Here is a 17606-nt window from a genome sequence, read left to right as displayed (position 1 = left end):
GGAGAAGGATGATGTGGCGCGAAGGAACCATCAGCTGCGACTTAGCCGAGCATCTCGACGTCATTGAAGAGATCGATAACATCGATATTGAAACTATCGTCGATGACTGGCTTAACCTCTTCACGAGCGATGCTCCGTGGCGCCGCGAGTATGCTCAAAGCACAGTCTTCGACACGCCAGACAGAGATTCCTACAGCATCGGATTCGACACGGTGCTCCACGACGATACGTGGGAGCATTGGAACGCACGTCTCGAGCCGATCTGCCTTCAATGGCTGTCAAACCCGCTGAACCTGGACAGGCTTGAGACAGACGCTGTCACTGAAGTGAACCTCGCCACGGTAGCTCTCCAGGCCAACGGCGCCATCCTGGAAGACAACTTCATGATTACCCTTTGGAAGGAGCTGTCGTTTGAGACACGGCAGGCCATCGGCATGAAGGCATCCAAGGACAAGGTCATGTCCCCCGAGCATGCTCAGATCCGTGAAGGTCTTATCTGCCTTCTCACCGGCCTGACCCGGGATTATCGCAAGCGCATTGACGATCGTATCAGGGCCTATGAACGGAAGCATGTCGTCCTGATCGAGCAGGGCACCGGATCCATCATTGCACAAGGCACTGACCTGTCCGAGGCCGCCGATAATCTTCTGCTTTTTGGGGAGCCGATATACAGGCTTGAATCCACTCCGCACGAAACCGAAGGTGACTGGGTCTACCACGCCTTTCACGTTCCGGCGTGCCTATATTTCAACCGCAGGGATGCTCATCTGGTCAAGCGCTGGGGCGTGTACGAGGGCAGTTACACCGTTGTAAAGGCCGAGGCCGCTTGATCCGATACACAATGCGCCGGCGGTCTGGATCAGAAACAAATTCTGATCCAGACCGCCGATTCCCGGTGCTTGGACCATCTGACATTCCTGCGCCGAGCTCCGGGGTTCGCATCGCGCCATTCGGATGGTTATACATCGATGAGAACCATGCTGCCTCAGTCCCTCACTCTATCTATCAGCACTCATGCGTTGGGGTGATCAGATCACCACTGAGAGGCTCTTTGTACAATCGACCGCCCTCAACACAGAACTCGCGATCGGGTCCGTGTGGATAGCGAAGGCGGCATTCCCGCCAGAACGCTTCCTGCACGCAGAACATGCTGCCCGTGACCTTATCGGACAAATACAAAGGCTATCGATGTGGGTCCGAGCAACACGCATCCATCAGTCTAATAGGTGCCTTCTCCTTCACTCGACGGACGCAAGGTCAGTCTTTTCCCTTCTCGCTCGGTTGAGACCGTAGGAAGCGCTGCCCGAGCATCTGGAATGGGTACACCGCAATCTCGGCACGACCAGATTTAACGGATGCGCACAGCTGTCAAACTGATATTAAATCACTTGGAGGCATGAAACGTTCGGGGAATCCTTTTGATAAGGCTTTCATTGAAGCGGCCAACAGGCGGCTGCAGGCACTATCAGGAGCATCTCGTAGAACTGAAACCAAACGTCTGCTGGGAGGTGAAAGGGCTTATCGAGTGCCTTGAGTTGTTCGAAGACCAGCGAACAGCGGACCTCATCAAAGAACTCGTTGACGAGGCCCTAGAGGAGATCACGAACTGCGATCCATTCGTCCAACCTCATGGCAGCGGGGACAGGTACCACGACACCCCTGAGTTTGAGCTCGACGTGCATAGCCTCGAGGTCAAAGTCAAAGTTGGATGTTCATGGGGAGATTGGGCCGAGTTACTCCAACGGCACCGTTTGGATTGGGTGCTGAATCCATACGGCAAGGACGACCTCGATCCTGGTTTCGCTGCTGAAATCGAAGATATCAAAGAGGAGATCGAAGAGGATGGCTCCGCTCCCGAGTGTGACCGGCTGCAAGAGGTCTGGGACAGGCTTCCGGATCACATCCAAATGGCTGTCGACACAGGCATTTCAGAGGAAGAGTGGAGGCTTTCGGACCAGTACGAGGTTCGTGAGTCCCTCGTCACCTCGATTTCTGACTTCGTAAGAGACACCGTGAGCGATTGGGACCAAGAACTGAAATCTTTGTTCAGCCGAGCCGAGATCGTCCTCATCGACAGAGCTTCCGGGTTTGTCTGCGGGAGAGGCATGGATGTCGCAAGAGCCGTCCACGATTTGACGCAAGGGGTGGCACATCCAGAACTCAGGATAGCGAATCCTCCCGATCTGAGCCTTGGTCGTGCAATCCTGACTGCCTATCGCGTCCCTGAAGGAATTGATTTCGACCCAGAGGACGCCGATCTCGTCTACCGATGGGGCAAATCCGAAGGCAGTTACAGCCTTGTAGTGGCCGAGATTGCCTGATCGGTCCCAGCCGCAGACACCCCAAGATTGGAGATGAATTCCGATCCTTTCTATTGGGCGACCTGCCCCATTCGGACTTGGAACCGGCTGGACACCGTAAGCCGTATTTCCTTCTTGGCCGCTCCAAAACGCCTCGCGGCCCCAATCCTCTGGGCACCATCCGGCTTAGCTGCCGTCTCTCGCGCAATCCGGAGTTCTCTCTGCCCGCTCCGACTACAACCAGAGAACCATCTGTCGTGAAGTGAATTCACGACCTGGAATGATGGCTCAACGCAGGGAACATGAATGACCGAATATCGTGAAGATATTTCACGACCAAGCCAAAGCCGGAATACGCATTCGGCCTCGAGTGTCGTTTGTGACAGCTTTGGCACATAGGTCCGCAGTAGACCCATCTGCCATACGGCAGGAGACCTCCAGCCGGTCCAGCATACCTTCGAAAGCATCGGTCGCCCGAGTAGAGCTGGAGCATCTCGCCAGCGGGCCAAGGCGCTCGGCGCAAATGAAGCGTTTACCCTGTCTGACGATCTTCATGGAGCAGAACAGATCTCACTACCTGTCGACCATTGCCTCCGGATAGAGATGGCCGTGAAGAACTTTCACGAGATGAGGAAAACCACGTGCGCGTCATCGAGCTGTTTTGTGGCGCCGGAGGAATGGGGCTCGGACTGACCCAGGCGGGGTTTAAGATTCAAAAGGCCTACGACAACTGGCAACCGGCGCTGGATGTCCACCGGGCGAACCTCTCGCCTTGGCTGGCTCCACTGACCGGCGATTCTCATGTCCGCGTCAGCGACCTCGGCGACCTCACACGAGCTGCTCCTGATATCGCTGACCTCAAGCCCGAGATGATCGCAGGCGGTCCTCCTTGTGTGGAGTTCTCGCGGGCCAAGCGCAACCGGAAAGAGGGCAAGCTTGCCGATCTCACGGCGGCGTTCGCTGTCATTATCGGAGTGACACGTCCCCGGTACTTCGTCATGGAAAACGTGGTTGATGCGCAAAAGTCCGATGCGTATTCCCGCGCACGATCCATCTTCAAATTTGCAGGCTACGGCCTGACAGAATCCGTTCTAAAAGCCAGCTTCTATCAGGTCGGCCAGGCAAGAACGCGCCTTATTGTCGTTGGGTGCATGGGGGAAGTCGACGGTTTTCTGGACGAGCACCTCAATGACCTGAAGTCACCTCGCCCGATGACAGTCGGTGATGTTCTGGGGGCTGACTTTGGGGTGGACTTCGGGGACGGGCGAGGAAAGCTGTACTGGTCGGGGCCTGGCGGCAAAAGCAGCCCTGGAACCCGCCGGGTCGACTGGCCTTCCCCGACCATCTTACGGTCCACCCCCTGGGCTCCGGGAAAGAATTATCTGCCCAGACGTGGCGACGTTGACGATGTCTGGAGGCTCCCGGTTCCCACAAGGACGCAGTTCGCAAGGTTGCAGGGTTTCCCGGAGACATGGGACTGGGATCCATGCGGTGGCAAGACGAAGTTCGCTCGAATGCTGGCTAATTCTGTTCCGCCGCCGCTGGCCAGAGCCGTCGGGCAATGCGTCATGGCCCATTCAAGAGGTGAGCGCCCTGCAATCAAGCGCGAGATCCCATTCCACTTCGAGGAATGGCTGCAGGAGCAAGGATTTCCGACGCAGAGGATCTATGACACGAAGGCGGCATACCGGACTGTCCAACAGTATCTTGGCCCGGCCACACAGGCACCTCTGGAGACTGCAATCGCCCTTCTCGACCGCATTCCTGCCGTTGCTTCGGCATCGCCCCAGCGTAAATCAAACCTGAAAAAGGCCCTGCGTCTGTACGACGAATGTGTGTTTGATCTGATCAAGCGCGGGCTGCCGCCATTCGAAACCCAACACTATGACATCCCCGAAGATAATGGCGATCCGCCCGATGAGGATGGATGGGTCACGATCAGCCCCAAGAAGAAGCGACGATCAGCACAATCGAACTGAACGCGATCGGAATTTCGGCTCGTGGCATGCAACGTCTGTAAGCACCCTCCTCTCAGGACAGGGGAGGGAGAGCCACATGAGACTCGCAGCCGTTCTTGCCGCAATTTTCCGAGCTGTCGCTCAGACGGCATCGTTCACATGGCGTTGGTGTGCCACTTCCGGGCGGTGGGTTGCCAACATAGCCCAGGCAACAGCGTCAATCCCAGGAGCCTTTCTTGGTAGCTTTTTTGGCGGCGGGCAAATGCCCCCTGCCCCTGAATCGAACTCCGATCATGTTGATGCTGTCAGGAGCGCGCTCGACACTCTCGGCGAACGGCGCCGGAAGATCGACATGCATGACCAGATGATGCGACGCTCCGATCCAGTCGGTGAAACCATCCATGCCTATGCGTCCGCATCGGAGGATGGGCGACTGGACATGGATCTGGATGCGTTACCGGACCATGTGCGGGTCTGGCTTCTGACGCGCAAGGACGCCGATCTGAAAAAGCTCGCCGCAGCCGGTCCGGTAAAATGCGGCCTCGTTGCCGCTGGCAAACGGTCCGGCATTGTCGGCATCGAGCCTCCAGACCCTGATCAGCCGATGTCCCCAGAACCTGTGGTGAGAAGGCTCGATGTGGATGAACTCTTTGCCCGTATTGCGAAAGCGAAGGGCGTCCACGGACGCGTTCCGATGCATTAAGGCGGACTTCATCTTCGATGCGTCAGAAGGCCCAGCGATGTCTGGGCCTTCTGACTTCCGGGCCCTGGTTTACCGTGCGACGGCCTCCAGAGCGTCCGTCCGCTGCCTGAGGGTCCTGCGCAGGCGTGCGACCTCTTCCTCGAGTTCCCCGACACGGTCGATCGCGGCTACGGCAATTTGGGACATCTGGTGAGCGTCCCCACGAGCGGAGGCCAGTGCCGTAGCCCAGGCATACTGGATGCGCGCCTGCCGGGTCTCAGCAACGACGCGCCCGGCGCTCATAAGCATGTCGGTCATCCCATAAGCCAGCATTCCGGCAAACGCATTCGGGTGCATTGTCATGAGGGACCTCCACAAGTTGGACGGAGTTCATGAGCTCGCCTTGGAACGGCGTCAAGGATCCCGGCGATGGCGTCCCCGGGAATTCTGCAGCGAGTTCAAGGAGATCCGACCTGACGCGCCATCATCGACGGATCTGTCGCAAGAATTTGTTTCAGGGTTTCAGCTACTGGGGTGGAGGTCTCAGTGGCGAAGGGTGGCGTGTTCAAGGGCAGGCAATTTGATCGATCCATGATCCTGCTCTGCGTCCGGTGGTATCTCGCTTACAGCCTCAGCCTACGCGATTTTGAGGAAATGATGGCCGAGCGAGGCATTTCCGTTGACCACGCCACGGTCGGCCGCTGGGTTGTCCGTTACTCGCCCGAGCTGCTTGAGCGATTCAATCGCCACAAGCGACCCGTCAGCCGGAAATGGCATGTCGATGAGACATATATCAAGGTCCGCGGGCGATGGATGTATCTCTACCGGGCCATCGACAGCAACGGCGACACGGTGAAATTCTGGTTCAGCGAGCGGCGCAATCTGACCGCCGCGAAACGGTTCCTGCGCAAGGCTCTCACCCGGCATGGTCGGCCAGAGCGGATTGTAATCGACGGCAGCCAGACTAACCGGGAAGCAATCCTGTGCTGTGACACAACGGACCGGCTGCAGGACAGATCGAGATGTCAGCTTAAGCCGATCCGCATTCGGCAAAGCGCCTACCTCAATAATCGTATCGAGCAGGATCATCGGGCCATCAAGCGGCGGATCCATCCGATGATGGGTTTCAAATCCATGAATAGCGCTCGCGCTGTGCTGGGCGGCATCGAGATGGTGCACATGATGAGAAAGGGACAGGCGAAATACGGGGTCATCGCAGAATTTTCCCGGAATCCTACGCTAAGCCGCTTCGAGGAAAGGTGAGCGTGGATTCCGCAGCGGACGGAAGTGCCCGGTGAGAGGCTCGGTCGGCCAGACATAGTCTCCATTGAAGCTGATGTGCTCCCAGCCGAGCGGTGCGATATGGGCCAGGAGCTCATCCGGCAGGTGCGCGCCACCGGCGCGGCGCTCGTCAACGGCTCGGCTGAGATAAACCGTGTTCCAGAGGATGATGGCCGCGATCGTCAGGTTGAGCCCAGAGGCGCGGTAGCGCTGGTTCTCAAAGGTTCGGTCCCGGAGTTCGCCATGGCGATGGAAGAACAGAGCTCGAGCCAAAGTGTTACGAGCCTCGCCCTTGTTGAGACCAGCATTGGTGCGCCGGCGCAGGGCCGGGTCCGAGATCCAGTCCAACGTAAACAGTGTGCGTTCCAAACGACCGCTCTCGCGGAGAGCTTTCGCGAGAGCGTTCTGGCGTGGATAGGCGGCGAGCCGACGCATCAGCGTCGAGGGTGCAACCGTGCCTGCCCGGATTGAGACCGCCATTCGCAGGACTTCGTCCCAATTCTCCTTGATGCAGTGGAGGTTGATTGAACCTCCAATCATCGCGCCGAGGCTGCCGTAATCAGCCCGGTCGCCGGCGACATAGAGGCGGCGATCGGCAAGATCCCGGATCCGTGGAGCAAACCGGAAGCCGAGAAGATGGCACAGGCCAAACACGTGCTCGGTAACGCCTCCGGTATCGGTAAGTGCTCCCGGATCGCGAGCGTGCTTTCGTGATGCAGCAGACCGTCCAGAACATGGAGCGCTTCGCTGGCGTTGGCGGCAATCACCTGAGTGTGGAACGGCGCAAACCGATCAGAGATGAACGTGTAGAACTTCGCTCCCGGCTCCGAGCCGTAGCGGGCGTTGTGATCGGCACGGCCTTGCCCATGCCCACCGGCCCGGAAGAACTGCCCATCCGAGGATGAAGTGGCACCATCACCCCAGACCACAGTGAAGGGCTGAGCATGGATGGCATCGACCAGGGCAGCCAGGCCGGCTTGATACGTCTCGTCCCGGATATGCCACTCCGCCGTCCAGAGCAGATGAGAATGGCTGAAGAGGCCGGAGCTTCGCGCCATCCGCGCCAGTCCCAGATTGGTCGCATCCGCCAGAATGGCCGTCATGAGCGCGACTGGATTCTCCGGAGGCGCCCCGGATCGAAGATGGCTGAACCGGTCCGCAAAGTTCGTCCAGCCGTGGACCTCGGCGAGAAGGTCTGTGATCCGCAGGCGGGGAAGCATGCTGTAGAGCCGCCGGGCGATATCATCAGCCCCACTATCGTGCTGGCGGATCGGGCTGATCGAAAGCCCGGTCGATGAGATGACCGCCTCGGAGAGTTCGCCGGCCTCGGCCTGCGCCCCGACCTCGCGAAGCCGCCGATCCAGCGTGGCACAGCGCCCCTCACGCCAAGCCTGGAAGCTGTCAGGGATCGCAAGACCAAGTTCACCACTCTGACGACGGGTGGCGAATGCCGTTAGGGGCAGCAGGAAGTCGTCGAATGCCCGGTAGGACCGGCTCCCCTCCACCCAGACGTCGCCAGCCCGCAGCCGGTCCCGAAGGGCGACGATGACCCCGATCTCCCAGGTCCGGCGGTCGACAGAGGCGCCTTTCCCAACGAGCTTTCGCCAAGCAGGTGTCATAAAGGCGGTCGGGACGAGAGCCGGGAGCTTGCGCTGGCCGGAGGCGTAAAGGGTCCGCAGGAGTTCGACTGCAGTGAGCAGGGGATCGGATGCCCTCCATGAATGGAACGTGAAGGTCCGAAGAATCATTTTGCCAACCCGGTGAATGCCGGGATAGTGGTCAATGACCTCCGCCAGGCTATCCTGTCGGGTGTCCCCTATCGTCTGATCAATCTCACCCACCAACGTCTCAAGCCCGCGCCAGCCGATGGTTTGCTCGACTGCCATAAGCGGATCGGCTCCTCTCGTCCGAGCCTCCAGCATGGCCTTGGCCATGTCGATCAGCGCCCGGGCGGCACTGTCGATTGTCTTCGCTCGGCTAACCACCTGTTCCTTGTGCTGGCGATCGGCCTTGCGGAACACGCTGCCAATCATCTTGTCGAACATCGTGATTGCAGCATCGGTCAGTTCGGCCTCCATCTCGCGGGCGAAGACAATCAGAGATGCAAGCCGCCGCTCACTTTCCAGACGAGACAGATGCTGAGCACTGAGGATGGCGGTCTCCCGGGCGATCACCGCGTAGCGGGCCCGGTGAACGCGCCGCTCGCGATCCGGCTCGACGCCCAACGAGCGCACGACCCCGAGTCGCTCCACAATCGCGGCGAGATTCTTCTGAGTTGGCGCCTCTGGCCAGTCCCGGAGCCAGGCCAGAGGCGTCCTCCTTTGGTCCTCAGCCACCTCGATCAGGTCACTCAGTCGCACTCTGACAGTGGAGGTCAGACCATCAACCAATGATCGGTAGGCTCGCTTACGGACTTGCGCGCGAGCTGTGAGGGCAATCCGCTCGAGTTCTGTGGCAGCAGGTAAGACAACAAGGTTTTTGCGCAGGTGTGAGACCATGGCGCCAACAATGGCGTCGCCGCGATCGGTCCCGATAGCCTCTTCGCGGGCAATCCGCGATACTCGGCTCGTCATCGTGCCGGAAGGGCCGCAAGCCGAGATAGGTATAGAGTTCGTTGAGATGTTCCCAGCGAGTTGCTTCACGCTGCCCGTAATCCAGGAAGGCCGATGGGTTAACCTGGAGTTGATGGGCAATGAAAGCCAGCATGTCCTTGGGCGGCACTTCCGACGGACTGAGTACGCGGCCAGGGTAGCGCAGGTAGGCGAGATGGACGGCAAAGCCGAGCCTGTTTGCATCCCGGCGTCTTTGCCGGATCAGCGCCAGATCTTCCATTGAGAACGTGTAATGGCGAACGATTGAGGCGACATCTGACGGTGGGTCGAACAGAGTGGCGCGGGATTGCGGAGAGAGGATTTCGTGCTTCTTCATGGCAGGCCAGTCGGGTGACAAGGCCTCGCCGTGTTGCATATTCCTGTTGCCAAACCGCTTCCAACAAGACGAGAGCAGGCAAGAGGCTTTCACACGGGTCATGTGTTCCAAAGTTACAGATGTGTGGAATGGACTCCGCCAGTCACACATCTGCTCAGACTGCTGGATGCGTGCTGAATGTCCTATGCAGTCTGTGACGCTCCCAAACTCTTAGCGTAGGATGCCGGGAAGATTCTGCGATGACCCCGATTTCGGTCCGACGCTCGCCTGCGAGAAGCTGGCCGAGCGGCACGGGATCGGCCCGGGCGAGCTCGTCCAGATTGATGGCTCGCAGCGCTGGTGGTTCGAGGAGCGTGGTCCCACGTGCACCCTGCTGATCGTCATCGATGACGCTACCAGCCGGCTGATGCACCTGCGGTTTGTCGAGACGGAGGCCACCTTCGACTATTTTGCAGCGGCGCGGGTCCTCTGGAGCGCTATGGTAAGCCGGTCGCGTTCTACTCGGACAAGCACGATGATCTCGGCGACATCTTCGCCTGGCAGGAGGAGTGCACGGTCATTAAAGACCTGACGCTGCAATACGACCAGATGCTGTTCCTTCTGGAGCCGAATGCACGCACCCGTTCTCTCGCTCGTCAGCGGGTGATGATCTACGACTATCCGGATGGCCGGTTTGCCATCAAGCACCAGGGTCGTGAGTTGCCCTGCCGGACCTTTGATCGCCGCCCGCAGGTGAACCAAGGCCGATTGTGGAGAACAAGCGGCTCGGGCCGGCGCTGACCTACATTGCCGAGCGGCAGAAGGATCTCGACATGAGCCGCAGCAAAAGCGCTCCTCGCCCTCGCGGGCAGGCCAAGAGCTTGTTCAAGGTTGGCTGAACTCTCAGAGCCGCTTCTCAGGAATGACATCTCTAACGAGCACAAACAGTGACTTGTCTAATGAGTGCTGACATCAGCTCTGAGCTTAGCTGTCAGGCGGCGTGGACGGAATGGTTCAAGTAGCGGCAGCAGGCGCATGGCCGCAGATCTCACCTAAACCGAGGTTACTCGCCGCGGCCATATGCCGAAGCGCTCAGCTACCACTGCATTCTAGTGCGGCTAAGGCCGTTTGGGCTTCGGCTTCGTGAGGTTGAACGCCACCGCCGATCTGATCAGCGTCTTGAACGCGGCGGCGTCGACCGTCTCGCCCTCACGGATGTCAATCGCTCGGCGCGTGCCGCCGCCGAAGCCGGCGTTGAACAACCCTGCGGGATCCGCTAGCGCCGCGCCCTGCGCGAAACTCAGCTTGACGTAGGCCTTATAGACCTCCCCCGTGCAGATGATCCCGGCATGTTCCCAGGTTGGTACGCCCGAGGGGTTGGTCGGCTTGACCCACTTCACTGCCTCGACCACCTCAGGGTCGGCCTCATGGATCAGGCTGCGCATCCGCGCCAACACTTCGCCGCGCCAATCGCCGAGTCCCGCGATCCTTGCGTCGATTCGGGCAGACGGAGAATCCTGACCGGCCATGCACTCTCCACGATGATCTTTCAGCCACTCTCTGAAGCGTTGCCATAGCTCATGACAAATTCCCAAGCAACACTTCGATCTCGGTCTGCCTGAACGCCTTCAGGCGTTTGAGAACGATCCTGCGATCCTCATTGTATGCGATCCAAAAGAACGGCCGTCCGAGGCGGCTCATTACTATCAGAAGAACCATTCCGTGCAGCCCGCCATCGGACAAGGCAGCACCCAGTGCATGCTCATCGCCGCACCCGCCGGCATGGGCAGAACCGTGCTCCTGCACCAATATGCCGGCCACTTCGCTGAGAATTCGTCGCCCCAGCGGAACACCTTGACGGCAGCTCTGACGCCACTCGTCGGCCTCAAGGGTGGCCGCGACCCGGCCCTTGCGGTGATCAAGACGCTCAACCCGCCCAAGCGCCAGCGGCCTGGCAGCGTTCTCGATGGCATCAAGCAGGTGAAGGCGCTTGTCGCCAAGCGCGAGACCGGGGCCATTTTCATCGACAAGGTCGAGGGCCTCCGCATCGGCAATGCCACCGAACCGTGGGCCTGGGAGTTCCTGTGCGAGCTCCTGGATCACCGGGTTGCCGGGTTGCCGGGTTGCCGGAACGGTGGTGTTTTGGCCGGAGAGCCCGTGCCCAGCAAATCCTCGACGCCGCCCGAGCCTCGCGAACATGGTCCAGAACCGGATCATCCTCGCCCATCTCGCGTGCGAGGATGACGCCGTCGCGCACTCCAAGAGGGAGCAAACGCCGCGAGATCAGCGCAGTTCTAGTTTGCTAAAACATGAGACGTTTCAAAATGGTTGCAAAAGTCGATGCGGCAGCCGCATCAGATAGGCTCTCGAAATGCACGCGCTGAACGCATGCCCGGTCACTCACTCTGCACCGCGATCAAGGCGCCGCGTAAGACACGGATCCAGAACAACATAGTTCGGAGCCATCCTGCTGTAGCTCCCGGTTACGATCACAACATCACCCACCTTCAGGTCATTCGTGCTGTACGTCACGCAGAGGACCTTCGCGTCCGGCTCGCTGCAGATGCCCATATAGGCGAGCACACCGTCGAAGTGCACGAGGCTGAGAGCGCCGACCGCGCTGAAATCGATGCGATCCAGCCCTGCCGGCGTGGGAACGTCCCGGACCGCCTCCTTGATCTCATGGCAGCGGGCGGGCCGCTCTGGTATCATCTCGGCAGGGGCGAACGGGCTGTCATCATGTCTGCCCTGCCCCAATGCGCCCCGGATTGGCGCAATCGCCGCGGTGAGTATGACAAGAACGGTGCACCAATGTTGAAGAATCGCCGTCATCTGCTTTCCACGGGACGCGATGCTGCGGGGCCGGAGGCTCGGCTGTCATTGCTCTAGCCTTTGAGATTGCGGATCCATTGCGCCAGGACGGGTCCACCGTCGTCAGGGAGGCCGGACAGGCGCTGCTGTGCCGCGCGCCGGGCCAGGCTCGCCTCCGCGCGCGCCTCTCGCGGGGATATGCCGAACATCCGGCGGAAGGCACGGCTGAAGGCGGCCTCGTTACCGAAGCCCCAGACATAGGCCAGTTCGCCGATGGAGCGATGAGCATGGTCCGGTGCCGTAATCTCTGCAAGGCAGCGGAGCAGGCGGCGTTCCCGGATGTAGCCTGCTACGCCCCCCAGCGTTTCGAACAGGCGCGCGAGCGTGGCCCGTGACAGGCGGAACTCGCGGGCAAGGTGGTCGACCGTAAGATCCGGGTCTGCGAGGTTGCCGTCGATGTAGCGCTTGACGGCCAAGAGCAGCGCCCCTCGCCGTGCAGCCATGACGGGCTCTTGCGCATCTGCCGATGGGCCGAAGCAACCTGCGATGAGGCTCGCGGTCGCGGCCGTCAGAGCGGCGCTGTCCTCGGCGCTCAAGGAGCCAGCCGTCTCGTAAACCGTGCGCAGGTAATTGGAGAGCAGATGGCCGAGGGCTGAGCGGCCCGGCAGCACCATGCCATGCAGCCCATCTGGATTCTTCAGCAGCGGCTCCAGAAGTGGCCGTGGCACCACAAGGGTCAGATTGCGAAAACTCTCCGCCTGCGTCTGCAGCGTCCGTGAGAGGTCGAGAATGCTGATGTCTCCCGGCTCGACACGCACGGTGCGCCCTTCTGCCTCTCCCACGTATCCGCCCTGCTGATAAAGCTGGACGACATAATGGTCGACTCCGCTTCGAGCGATCGTCGTGGGAGATCGGCGAAACTGCTGAGCAGCCGATTCCGCGCTTCCAATGAGAAGCGGCCCGAGATGATAGCTTTCGACCCCGACACGGAAACTGTCGACGGCCTTCGCATCTGCCAACGAGACATCGAACAGCACCGACACGATGTCACGCCAGATCCAATAAGCCTCCTCCGCCGATGAGACCGAGGACCCATCGAAACGAAAGAACTGGGAGCTTGGCATGTCTCCGTTCGAATTCATCCTGGAGCTATGAAAAACTGGCGGAAGAGCATTATAAGAAGAAATTCGTCCGGCGCATACTCCACTATCGATATCATCGAGCGGGAGAAGGGCGAGCCTCGACGCGCCGCCCCCCACCGGGGATGTCCCCCGGTCCAGCCTCCAGTCATCCTGTCAGAGGAACCATCAATCCGACCTTGACGCGGTCCATGGCAACGAAGGTGCGGAACCTCTTCACGTTGTGGTTCCCGAAGAACAGCCGTCGCGTGAGCGCTTCGTAGGCCGTCATGGTCGGCACCACGACCATCAGAACGAAATCAGCCTCTCCGGTGACGTAGTAGCATTGCTACACTTCCGGAGCGGACGCGAATTCCCGCTTGGCGGCATCGATCAGCTCCGCCGTCTCGCTGATCACCTCGACCTCCACAAAGATGGTGATCGGCTGCCCGACCCGGGCCGGATCGATAATAGCGACATTGGCCTGGATGACCCCAGCATCCCTCATCCGCTGGATGCGGCGCTGCACGGCCGGGGCTGACAGACCCACGGCCTCACCGATCACCCGCTGCGGCGTCGTGTTGTCCCTCTGGAGAATATTCAGGATCCCGAGATCGAAGCTGTCGAGGGTGATTGACGGCGAAGGCTTGGACACGGAGAACCCATCAGCACGAAAAAATCTTGCATTCAGCGGACCTAAATAGAGCGCACTTCTCGCGGCAGGTGCAATATCCTCTCGCCATCTCACCAATGAGGGATGGCGATGTTCCTGCTCAATCAGCACCCCGACCACCGCAAGCCACTTGATCCGGTTGATGCCGAGACGCTGGGCGCGACAGCGGCTGAAAAGGTTGAGCGATACCTTACCTATCGGGACAACCATGCCCCGACGCCCCTGCACACCCTGCCGGCCTTGGCCGCAGAACTCGGTGTGGGTGCGGTTCATGTCAAGGATGAGGGATTCCGGCTGGGCCTCGGCAGCTTCAAGGCCCTGGGTGGCTCCTATGCCGTCATCCGGCTTGTGCTGGAGGAAGCGGAACGCCAACTCGGACGCCCGATCGATATCGCCGAACTGCACACACCCGAGGTTCACGCCGTAGCGGTTGCGATGACAGTTGCTTGTGCCACCGATGGCAATCACGGGCGTTCGGTGGCCCAGGGGGCGCAGCTCGTCGGCGCCAGGGCTGCCATCTTCGTGCACTCCGGTGTCAGCGACGAGCGTGTGGCGGCCATCGCCCGCTTCGGCGCCCGGATGATCCGGGTCGAGGGCACCTATGACGACTCGGTCGCCGAGGCCGCACGGGTCGCAGCCGAGAACGGCTGGATCGTGGTGTCCGACACCTCGTGGCCCGGCTACGAGCGCATTCCCGGCCTGGTCATGCAGGGTTACACCGCCATGGTGCGTGAAGCCCTGCGCCAGCTTTCCGAGCCGCCAACCCATGTGTTCGTGCAGGCGGGGGTCGGGGGCGTCGCGGCTGCCGTGGCAGGGCATCTCGCTCTTGCCCTTGGGGACCACCGGCCAACCTTCGTCGTAGTCGATCCCGCCCGCGCCGCCTGCCTCTTCGAGACCGCACGGGCGGGGCATCCGGTTAAGATCGAGCACGGCGAGCCCACCGTCATGGCGATGCTGGAATGCTACGAGCCGTCGCTGGTCGCCTGGCGGGTGCTGTCCCGCGTTGCCGATGCCTTCATGACCGTCGCCGAGGAGGATGCGGTCGCGGTGATGAACCGCCTGGCCCGCCCCGCCGGGGACGATCCGGCCATCGTGGCGGGAGAGAGCGGCGGGGCAGGCCTTGCCGGTCTCATTCGCGCCGCGGCGGATCCTAAGATCCGAACAGCGCTTCACCTCAACGAAGCGTCCCGAATCTTCGTCATCAACACCGAAGGTGCAACCGATCCGGAGCGCTATTCAGAACTGGTCGGGATGCTGCCTGACGCCGTCACAAACGCCACCAGAGGGGCAGATGCATGGCAACGCTTTCCATCGACGCGGAGCGCCTCCTTGGCCGGCTCCGGGAACTCGGACAGATCGGCCGAGCCGGGGACGGCAGGCTGATCCGGCTCGCTGGCTCAGATGCGGATAGGGCCGGGCGCGACGCCTTTGTCGCATGGCTTCGCGAAGCCGGTCTGGATGTCGCCGTGGACCGCATCGGCAATATCTTCGGGATCTGGAGGGACCGCGTCAACACGGACGAAGCACCTGTCCTGCTCGGCTCGCACATCGACACCGTCATCGATGCCGGCATCTATGACGGCAGCTATGGCGTGCTCTCCGGGCTCGAGGTGATCGAGACCCTGAAAGCGGCCGGGTTCGCCCCTGCCCGTCCCGTCGCGGTTGCCGCTTTCACCAATGAGGAAGGGGTGCGGTACGCCCCCGATATGATGGGCTCGCTCGTCCATGCCGGCGGGCTCTCCGTGGAGGAGGCGCTGGCGACGATCGGCACCGACGGCACCATTCTTGGACCGGAGCTGGAACGGATCGGCTATGCTGGTCCCGAGGAGCCGGGTTTCCTGAAGCCCCATGTCTATGTCGAGCTGCATATCGAGCAGGGTCCTGTGCTGGAGCGCGAGGGCGTCTCTATCGGCGCGGTGGAGAACCTCCAGGGGATCTCCTGGCAACGCGTCGTCATCGACGGCGCCGCCAATCACGCTGGCACGACGCCCATGTCCATGCGCCGCGATGCCGGCCATGCGGCGGCGCGGGTCGTCACCTTCCTGCGCGACCGGGCCAAGAACGCGAACGCGCCCACCGTCGCGACCGTGGGGTGCATGAGCTTCGAGCCGAATGCGATCAACGTCATTCCATCCCATGCCACCTTCACGGTGGACCTGCGCGATCCCGACGAAGGACGTCTCCGGGCGGAGGAGGCGGCATTGGCCGCATACCTGCGGCATCTGGCGGGCGCCGAGGATGTGACGATCTCGGTCGAGCGGCTGGCACGGTTCGAGCCGGTGACCTTCGACCGGAGGATCGTGGAGCTGGTGGAGGATGCCGCCCGGAATCGGGGGCTCGCCTCGAGGCGCATGACCTCAGGGGCGGGACATGACGCCCAGATGATCGCCCGGATCGCGCCCTCTGCGATGATCTTCGTGCCGAGTACGGGCGGCATCAGCCATAACCCGCGCGAGCACACGCCGGATGCCGCCCTCGTTGCGGGAGCCAACGTCCTGCTCGACGTCGTCACCCGCCTCGCAGCCGAATGAGAACGAACCTTCATCCGCCCCGCACCGGCAAAGCCCCGAGATTCGGGGCTTCCGGAACATGTCTTCGCCTCTTGCCGGAACGGCGAGCGCATGAACATGACCGATGGCGCCACCAGTCGATATGTCGTACATCTGCCCATCCTCCCAAACCTGTTTCCTAGGCCGTATTTTATCCGAATGCCTTCATCCCTTGCCCCGACCCTGACCCGCGATTCTGCGCGGGTCCGCGAACAGATCTCAACCCGCCTCGTGTTCTTCATCGCCGGCTTCGCCACGGCGGCATGGGCACCGCTGGTTCCTTTGGCGCGAGAGCGGTTGGGACTGGATGAAGGATCGTTGGGCCTGCTCCTGCTGTGCTTGGGGCTCGGCTCCATCACGGCCATGCCAGTGACGGGGATTCTCACGACCCGGGTCGGCTGCAGGGCCGTCATCTGTACGTCGGTTTTGGTCATCCTGCTGACATTGCCGCTCCTCGCAGTGCTCGACGGCTGGGTCGCCATGGCACTGGCCATTGGGGTATTCGGCGCGGCGTTGGGAACCGTCGATGTGGCCATGAATTTGCAGGCGATCCTCGTCGAGCGCAGCAGCGGCAAACCCATGATGTCCGGCTTCCATGGCCTGTTCAGCGTCGGCGGGATCGCCGGCGCCGGCCTGGTGAGCTTGATGCTCGGAAGCGGCGTGATCGTTCCTGTCCTGTCAGCGGGCCTGATCAGTGCCGCATCCCTCGTCCTGCTCCTGATCGCCGTGCCGGGCCTTCTTCCCTATGGCGATGACGGTCCGACCGTCCCCCTCCTGGTATGGCCCAAGGGTATTGTCCTGTTCATCGGCCTGCTGTGCTTCCTGTGCTTCCTGGTGGAGGGAGCCGTGCTGGATTGGAGCGCCGTCTTCCTCATCGCGGAGCGGGGCAGCGACGTCGGTCTCGCAGGTCTGGGATATGCTGCGTTTGCGGTCGCCATGACGCTTGGGCGTCTTACAGGAGACCGGTTGCGTACCGTTCTCGGCGAGCAGCGGATCCTGATCGCCGGCGGCGTTCTGGCGGCTGCCGGCTTTCTCGTGGTCGTCCTCATCCCGTCTGCCACCGCAAACCTGATTGGGTTCCTCCTCGTCGGGGCCGGCGCATCCAATGTCGTGCCGGTTCTGTTCTCCGCAGCCGGACGCACCCGGGCGATGCCGCCGAGCTTGGCCGTGACCGCCGTCACCACCCTCGGCTATCTCGGCATTCTGGCGGGACCGGCATTGATCGGCTTCGTTGCCCACCTGTCGGATCTGCGCATGGCCTTCGCTCTTCTGGTGGGGGCAATGCTCTTCATTGCGGCCAGCTTCAAGGTCGGAAAGCCATAGAGCA

At 61.1% G+C, this 17606-nt stretch carries 13 protein-coding genes and 3 pseudogenes; 10 read left to right on the top strand and 6 right to left on the bottom strand.

Features of this window, described 5'->3' with window-relative positions; genetic code table 11:
* Nucleotides 1-8: 8 nt before the first annotated feature.
* From GR328_RS02995 to GR328_RS02980, 4 genes are all read left to right on the top strand, one after another.
* The gene (locus GR328_RS02995; RefSeq protein WP_205789706.1) at nucleotides 9-830 is read left to right on the top strand and encodes a hypothetical protein; all 822 of its coding nucleotides are present in this window, start codon (nucleotides 9-11) and stop codon (nucleotides 828-830) included.
* A gap of 603 nt (nucleotides 831-1433) precedes the next feature.
* Nucleotides 1434-2321, top strand: a complete 888-nt coding sequence (locus tag GR328_RS02990) for a hypothetical protein (RefSeq protein ID WP_160883057.1) — start codon at nucleotides 1434-1436, stop codon at nucleotides 2319-2321.
* 620 nt (nucleotides 2322-2941) lie between these two features.
* Complete coding sequence (locus GR328_RS02985) at nucleotides 2942-4279, top strand: DNA cytosine methyltransferase (protein ID WP_160883056.1); 1338 nt, start codon at nucleotides 2942-2944, stop codon at nucleotides 4277-4279.
* A gap of 331 nt (nucleotides 4280-4610) precedes the next feature.
* Nucleotides 4611-4961 (top strand): hypothetical protein, encoded by a 351-nt coding sequence (locus tag GR328_RS02980; RefSeq protein ID WP_160883055.1) that lies wholly within the window; start codon nucleotides 4611-4613, stop codon nucleotides 4959-4961.
* Between the two features lie 69 nt (nucleotides 4962-5030).
* Here GR328_RS02980 and GR328_RS02975 read toward each other — a convergent pair whose 3' ends face one another.
* Complete coding sequence (locus GR328_RS02975) at nucleotides 5031-5303, bottom strand: hypothetical protein (RefSeq protein ID WP_160883054.1); 273 nt, start codon at nucleotides 5301-5303, stop codon at nucleotides 5031-5033.
* Nucleotides 5304-5501: 198 nt separating this feature from the next.
* On the opposite strand from GR328_RS02975, the gene GR328_RS02970 reads away from it, so the two are divergent.
* Nucleotides 5502-6203 carry an IS6 family transposase gene (locus tag GR328_RS02970; protein WP_160883384.1) on the top strand — a complete coding sequence of 234 codons (702 nt, stop codon included), beginning with the start codon at nucleotides 5502-5504 and terminating at the stop codon, nucleotides 6201-6203.
* Here the strand turns inward: GR328_RS02970 and GR328_RS02960 are convergent.
* A pseudogene (locus GR328_RS02960) lies at nucleotides 6180-9149 on the bottom strand (Tn3 family transposase). The gene GR328_RS02970 and the pseudogene GR328_RS02960 sit on opposite strands and share 24 nt — an antisense overlap.
* Nucleotides 9150-9462: 313 nt before the next feature.
* On the opposite strand from GR328_RS02960, the pseudogene GR328_RS28480 reads away from it, so the two are divergent.
* Nucleotides 9463-9662, top strand: a pseudogene (locus GR328_RS28480) (ISNCY family transposase); the annotation flags it as partial.
* A 584-nt stretch (nucleotides 9663-10246) separates the two neighbouring features.
* On the opposite strand, the gene GR328_RS02955 reads toward GR328_RS28480, so the two are convergent.
* The gene (locus GR328_RS02955) at nucleotides 10247-10657 is read right to left on the bottom strand and encodes a DUF1801 domain-containing protein (RefSeq protein WP_160883051.1); all 411 of its coding nucleotides are present in this window, start codon (nucleotides 10655-10657) and stop codon (nucleotides 10247-10249) included.
* Between the two features lie 193 nt (nucleotides 10658-10850).
* Between GR328_RS02955 and GR328_RS02950 the strand changes: the two genes are divergently transcribed.
* Complete coding sequence (locus GR328_RS02950; RefSeq protein WP_160883050.1) at nucleotides 10851-11372, top strand: hypothetical protein; 522 nt, start codon at nucleotides 10851-10853, stop codon at nucleotides 11370-11372.
* Nucleotides 11373-11528: 156 nt separating this feature from the next.
* Here the strand turns inward: GR328_RS02950 and GR328_RS02945 are convergent, their stop codons facing one another.
* The 3 genes and pseudogenes from GR328_RS02945 to GR328_RS02935 all read right to left on the bottom strand — a co-directional run bounded on the left by GR328_RS02945 (nucleotide 11529) and on the right by GR328_RS02935 (nucleotide 13712).
* A complete protein-coding gene (locus GR328_RS02945; RefSeq protein WP_160883049.1) occupies nucleotides 11529-11960 on the bottom strand; it encodes a hypothetical protein in 432 nt (143 codons plus the stop codon).
* Between the two features lie 53 nt (nucleotides 11961-12013).
* Nucleotides 12014-13063: a helix-turn-helix domain-containing protein gene (locus GR328_RS02940; protein ID WP_160883048.1), complete on the bottom strand. Its 1050-nt coding sequence runs from the start codon at nucleotides 13061-13063 to the stop codon at nucleotides 12014-12016.
* Nucleotides 13064-13226: 163 nt separating this feature from the next.
* Nucleotides 13227-13712, bottom strand: a pseudogene (locus GR328_RS02935) (Lrp/AsnC family transcriptional regulator).
* A 108-nt stretch (nucleotides 13713-13820) separates the two neighbouring features.
* Between GR328_RS02935 and GR328_RS02930 the strand changes: the two are divergent.
* The 3 genes from GR328_RS02930 (at nucleotide 13821) to GR328_RS02920 (ending at nucleotide 17602) form a co-directional block, all read left to right on the top strand.
* The gene (locus GR328_RS02930) at nucleotides 13821-15113 is read left to right on the top strand and encodes a diaminopropionate ammonia-lyase (RefSeq protein WP_160883047.1); all 1293 of its coding nucleotides are present in this window, start codon (nucleotides 13821-13823) and stop codon (nucleotides 15111-15113) included.
* Nucleotides 15026-16261, top strand: coding sequence for a Zn-dependent hydrolase (locus GR328_RS02925; protein ID WP_160883046.1), 1236 nt, complete (start codon nucleotides 15026-15028; stop codon nucleotides 16259-16261). The genes GR328_RS02930 and GR328_RS02925 overlap by 88 nt, the downstream gene beginning before the upstream one ends.
* A 177-nt stretch (nucleotides 16262-16438) precedes the next feature.
* The gene (locus GR328_RS02920; protein ID WP_160883045.1) at nucleotides 16439-17602 is read left to right on the top strand and encodes an MFS transporter; all 1164 of its coding nucleotides are present in this window, start codon (nucleotides 16439-16441) and stop codon (nucleotides 17600-17602) included.
* The last annotated feature ends 4 nt before the right edge of the window (nucleotides 17603-17606 follow it).

It is taken from the genome of Microvirga makkahensis (assembly GCF_009830105.1).
In the GTDB taxonomy this organism is placed as follows: domain Bacteria; phylum Pseudomonadota; class Alphaproteobacteria; order Rhizobiales; family Beijerinckiaceae; genus Microvirga; species Microvirga makkahensis.
Note: the sequence above shows the minus strand (reverse complement) of the source record. Positions and strands in the feature narration are given on the sequence as shown.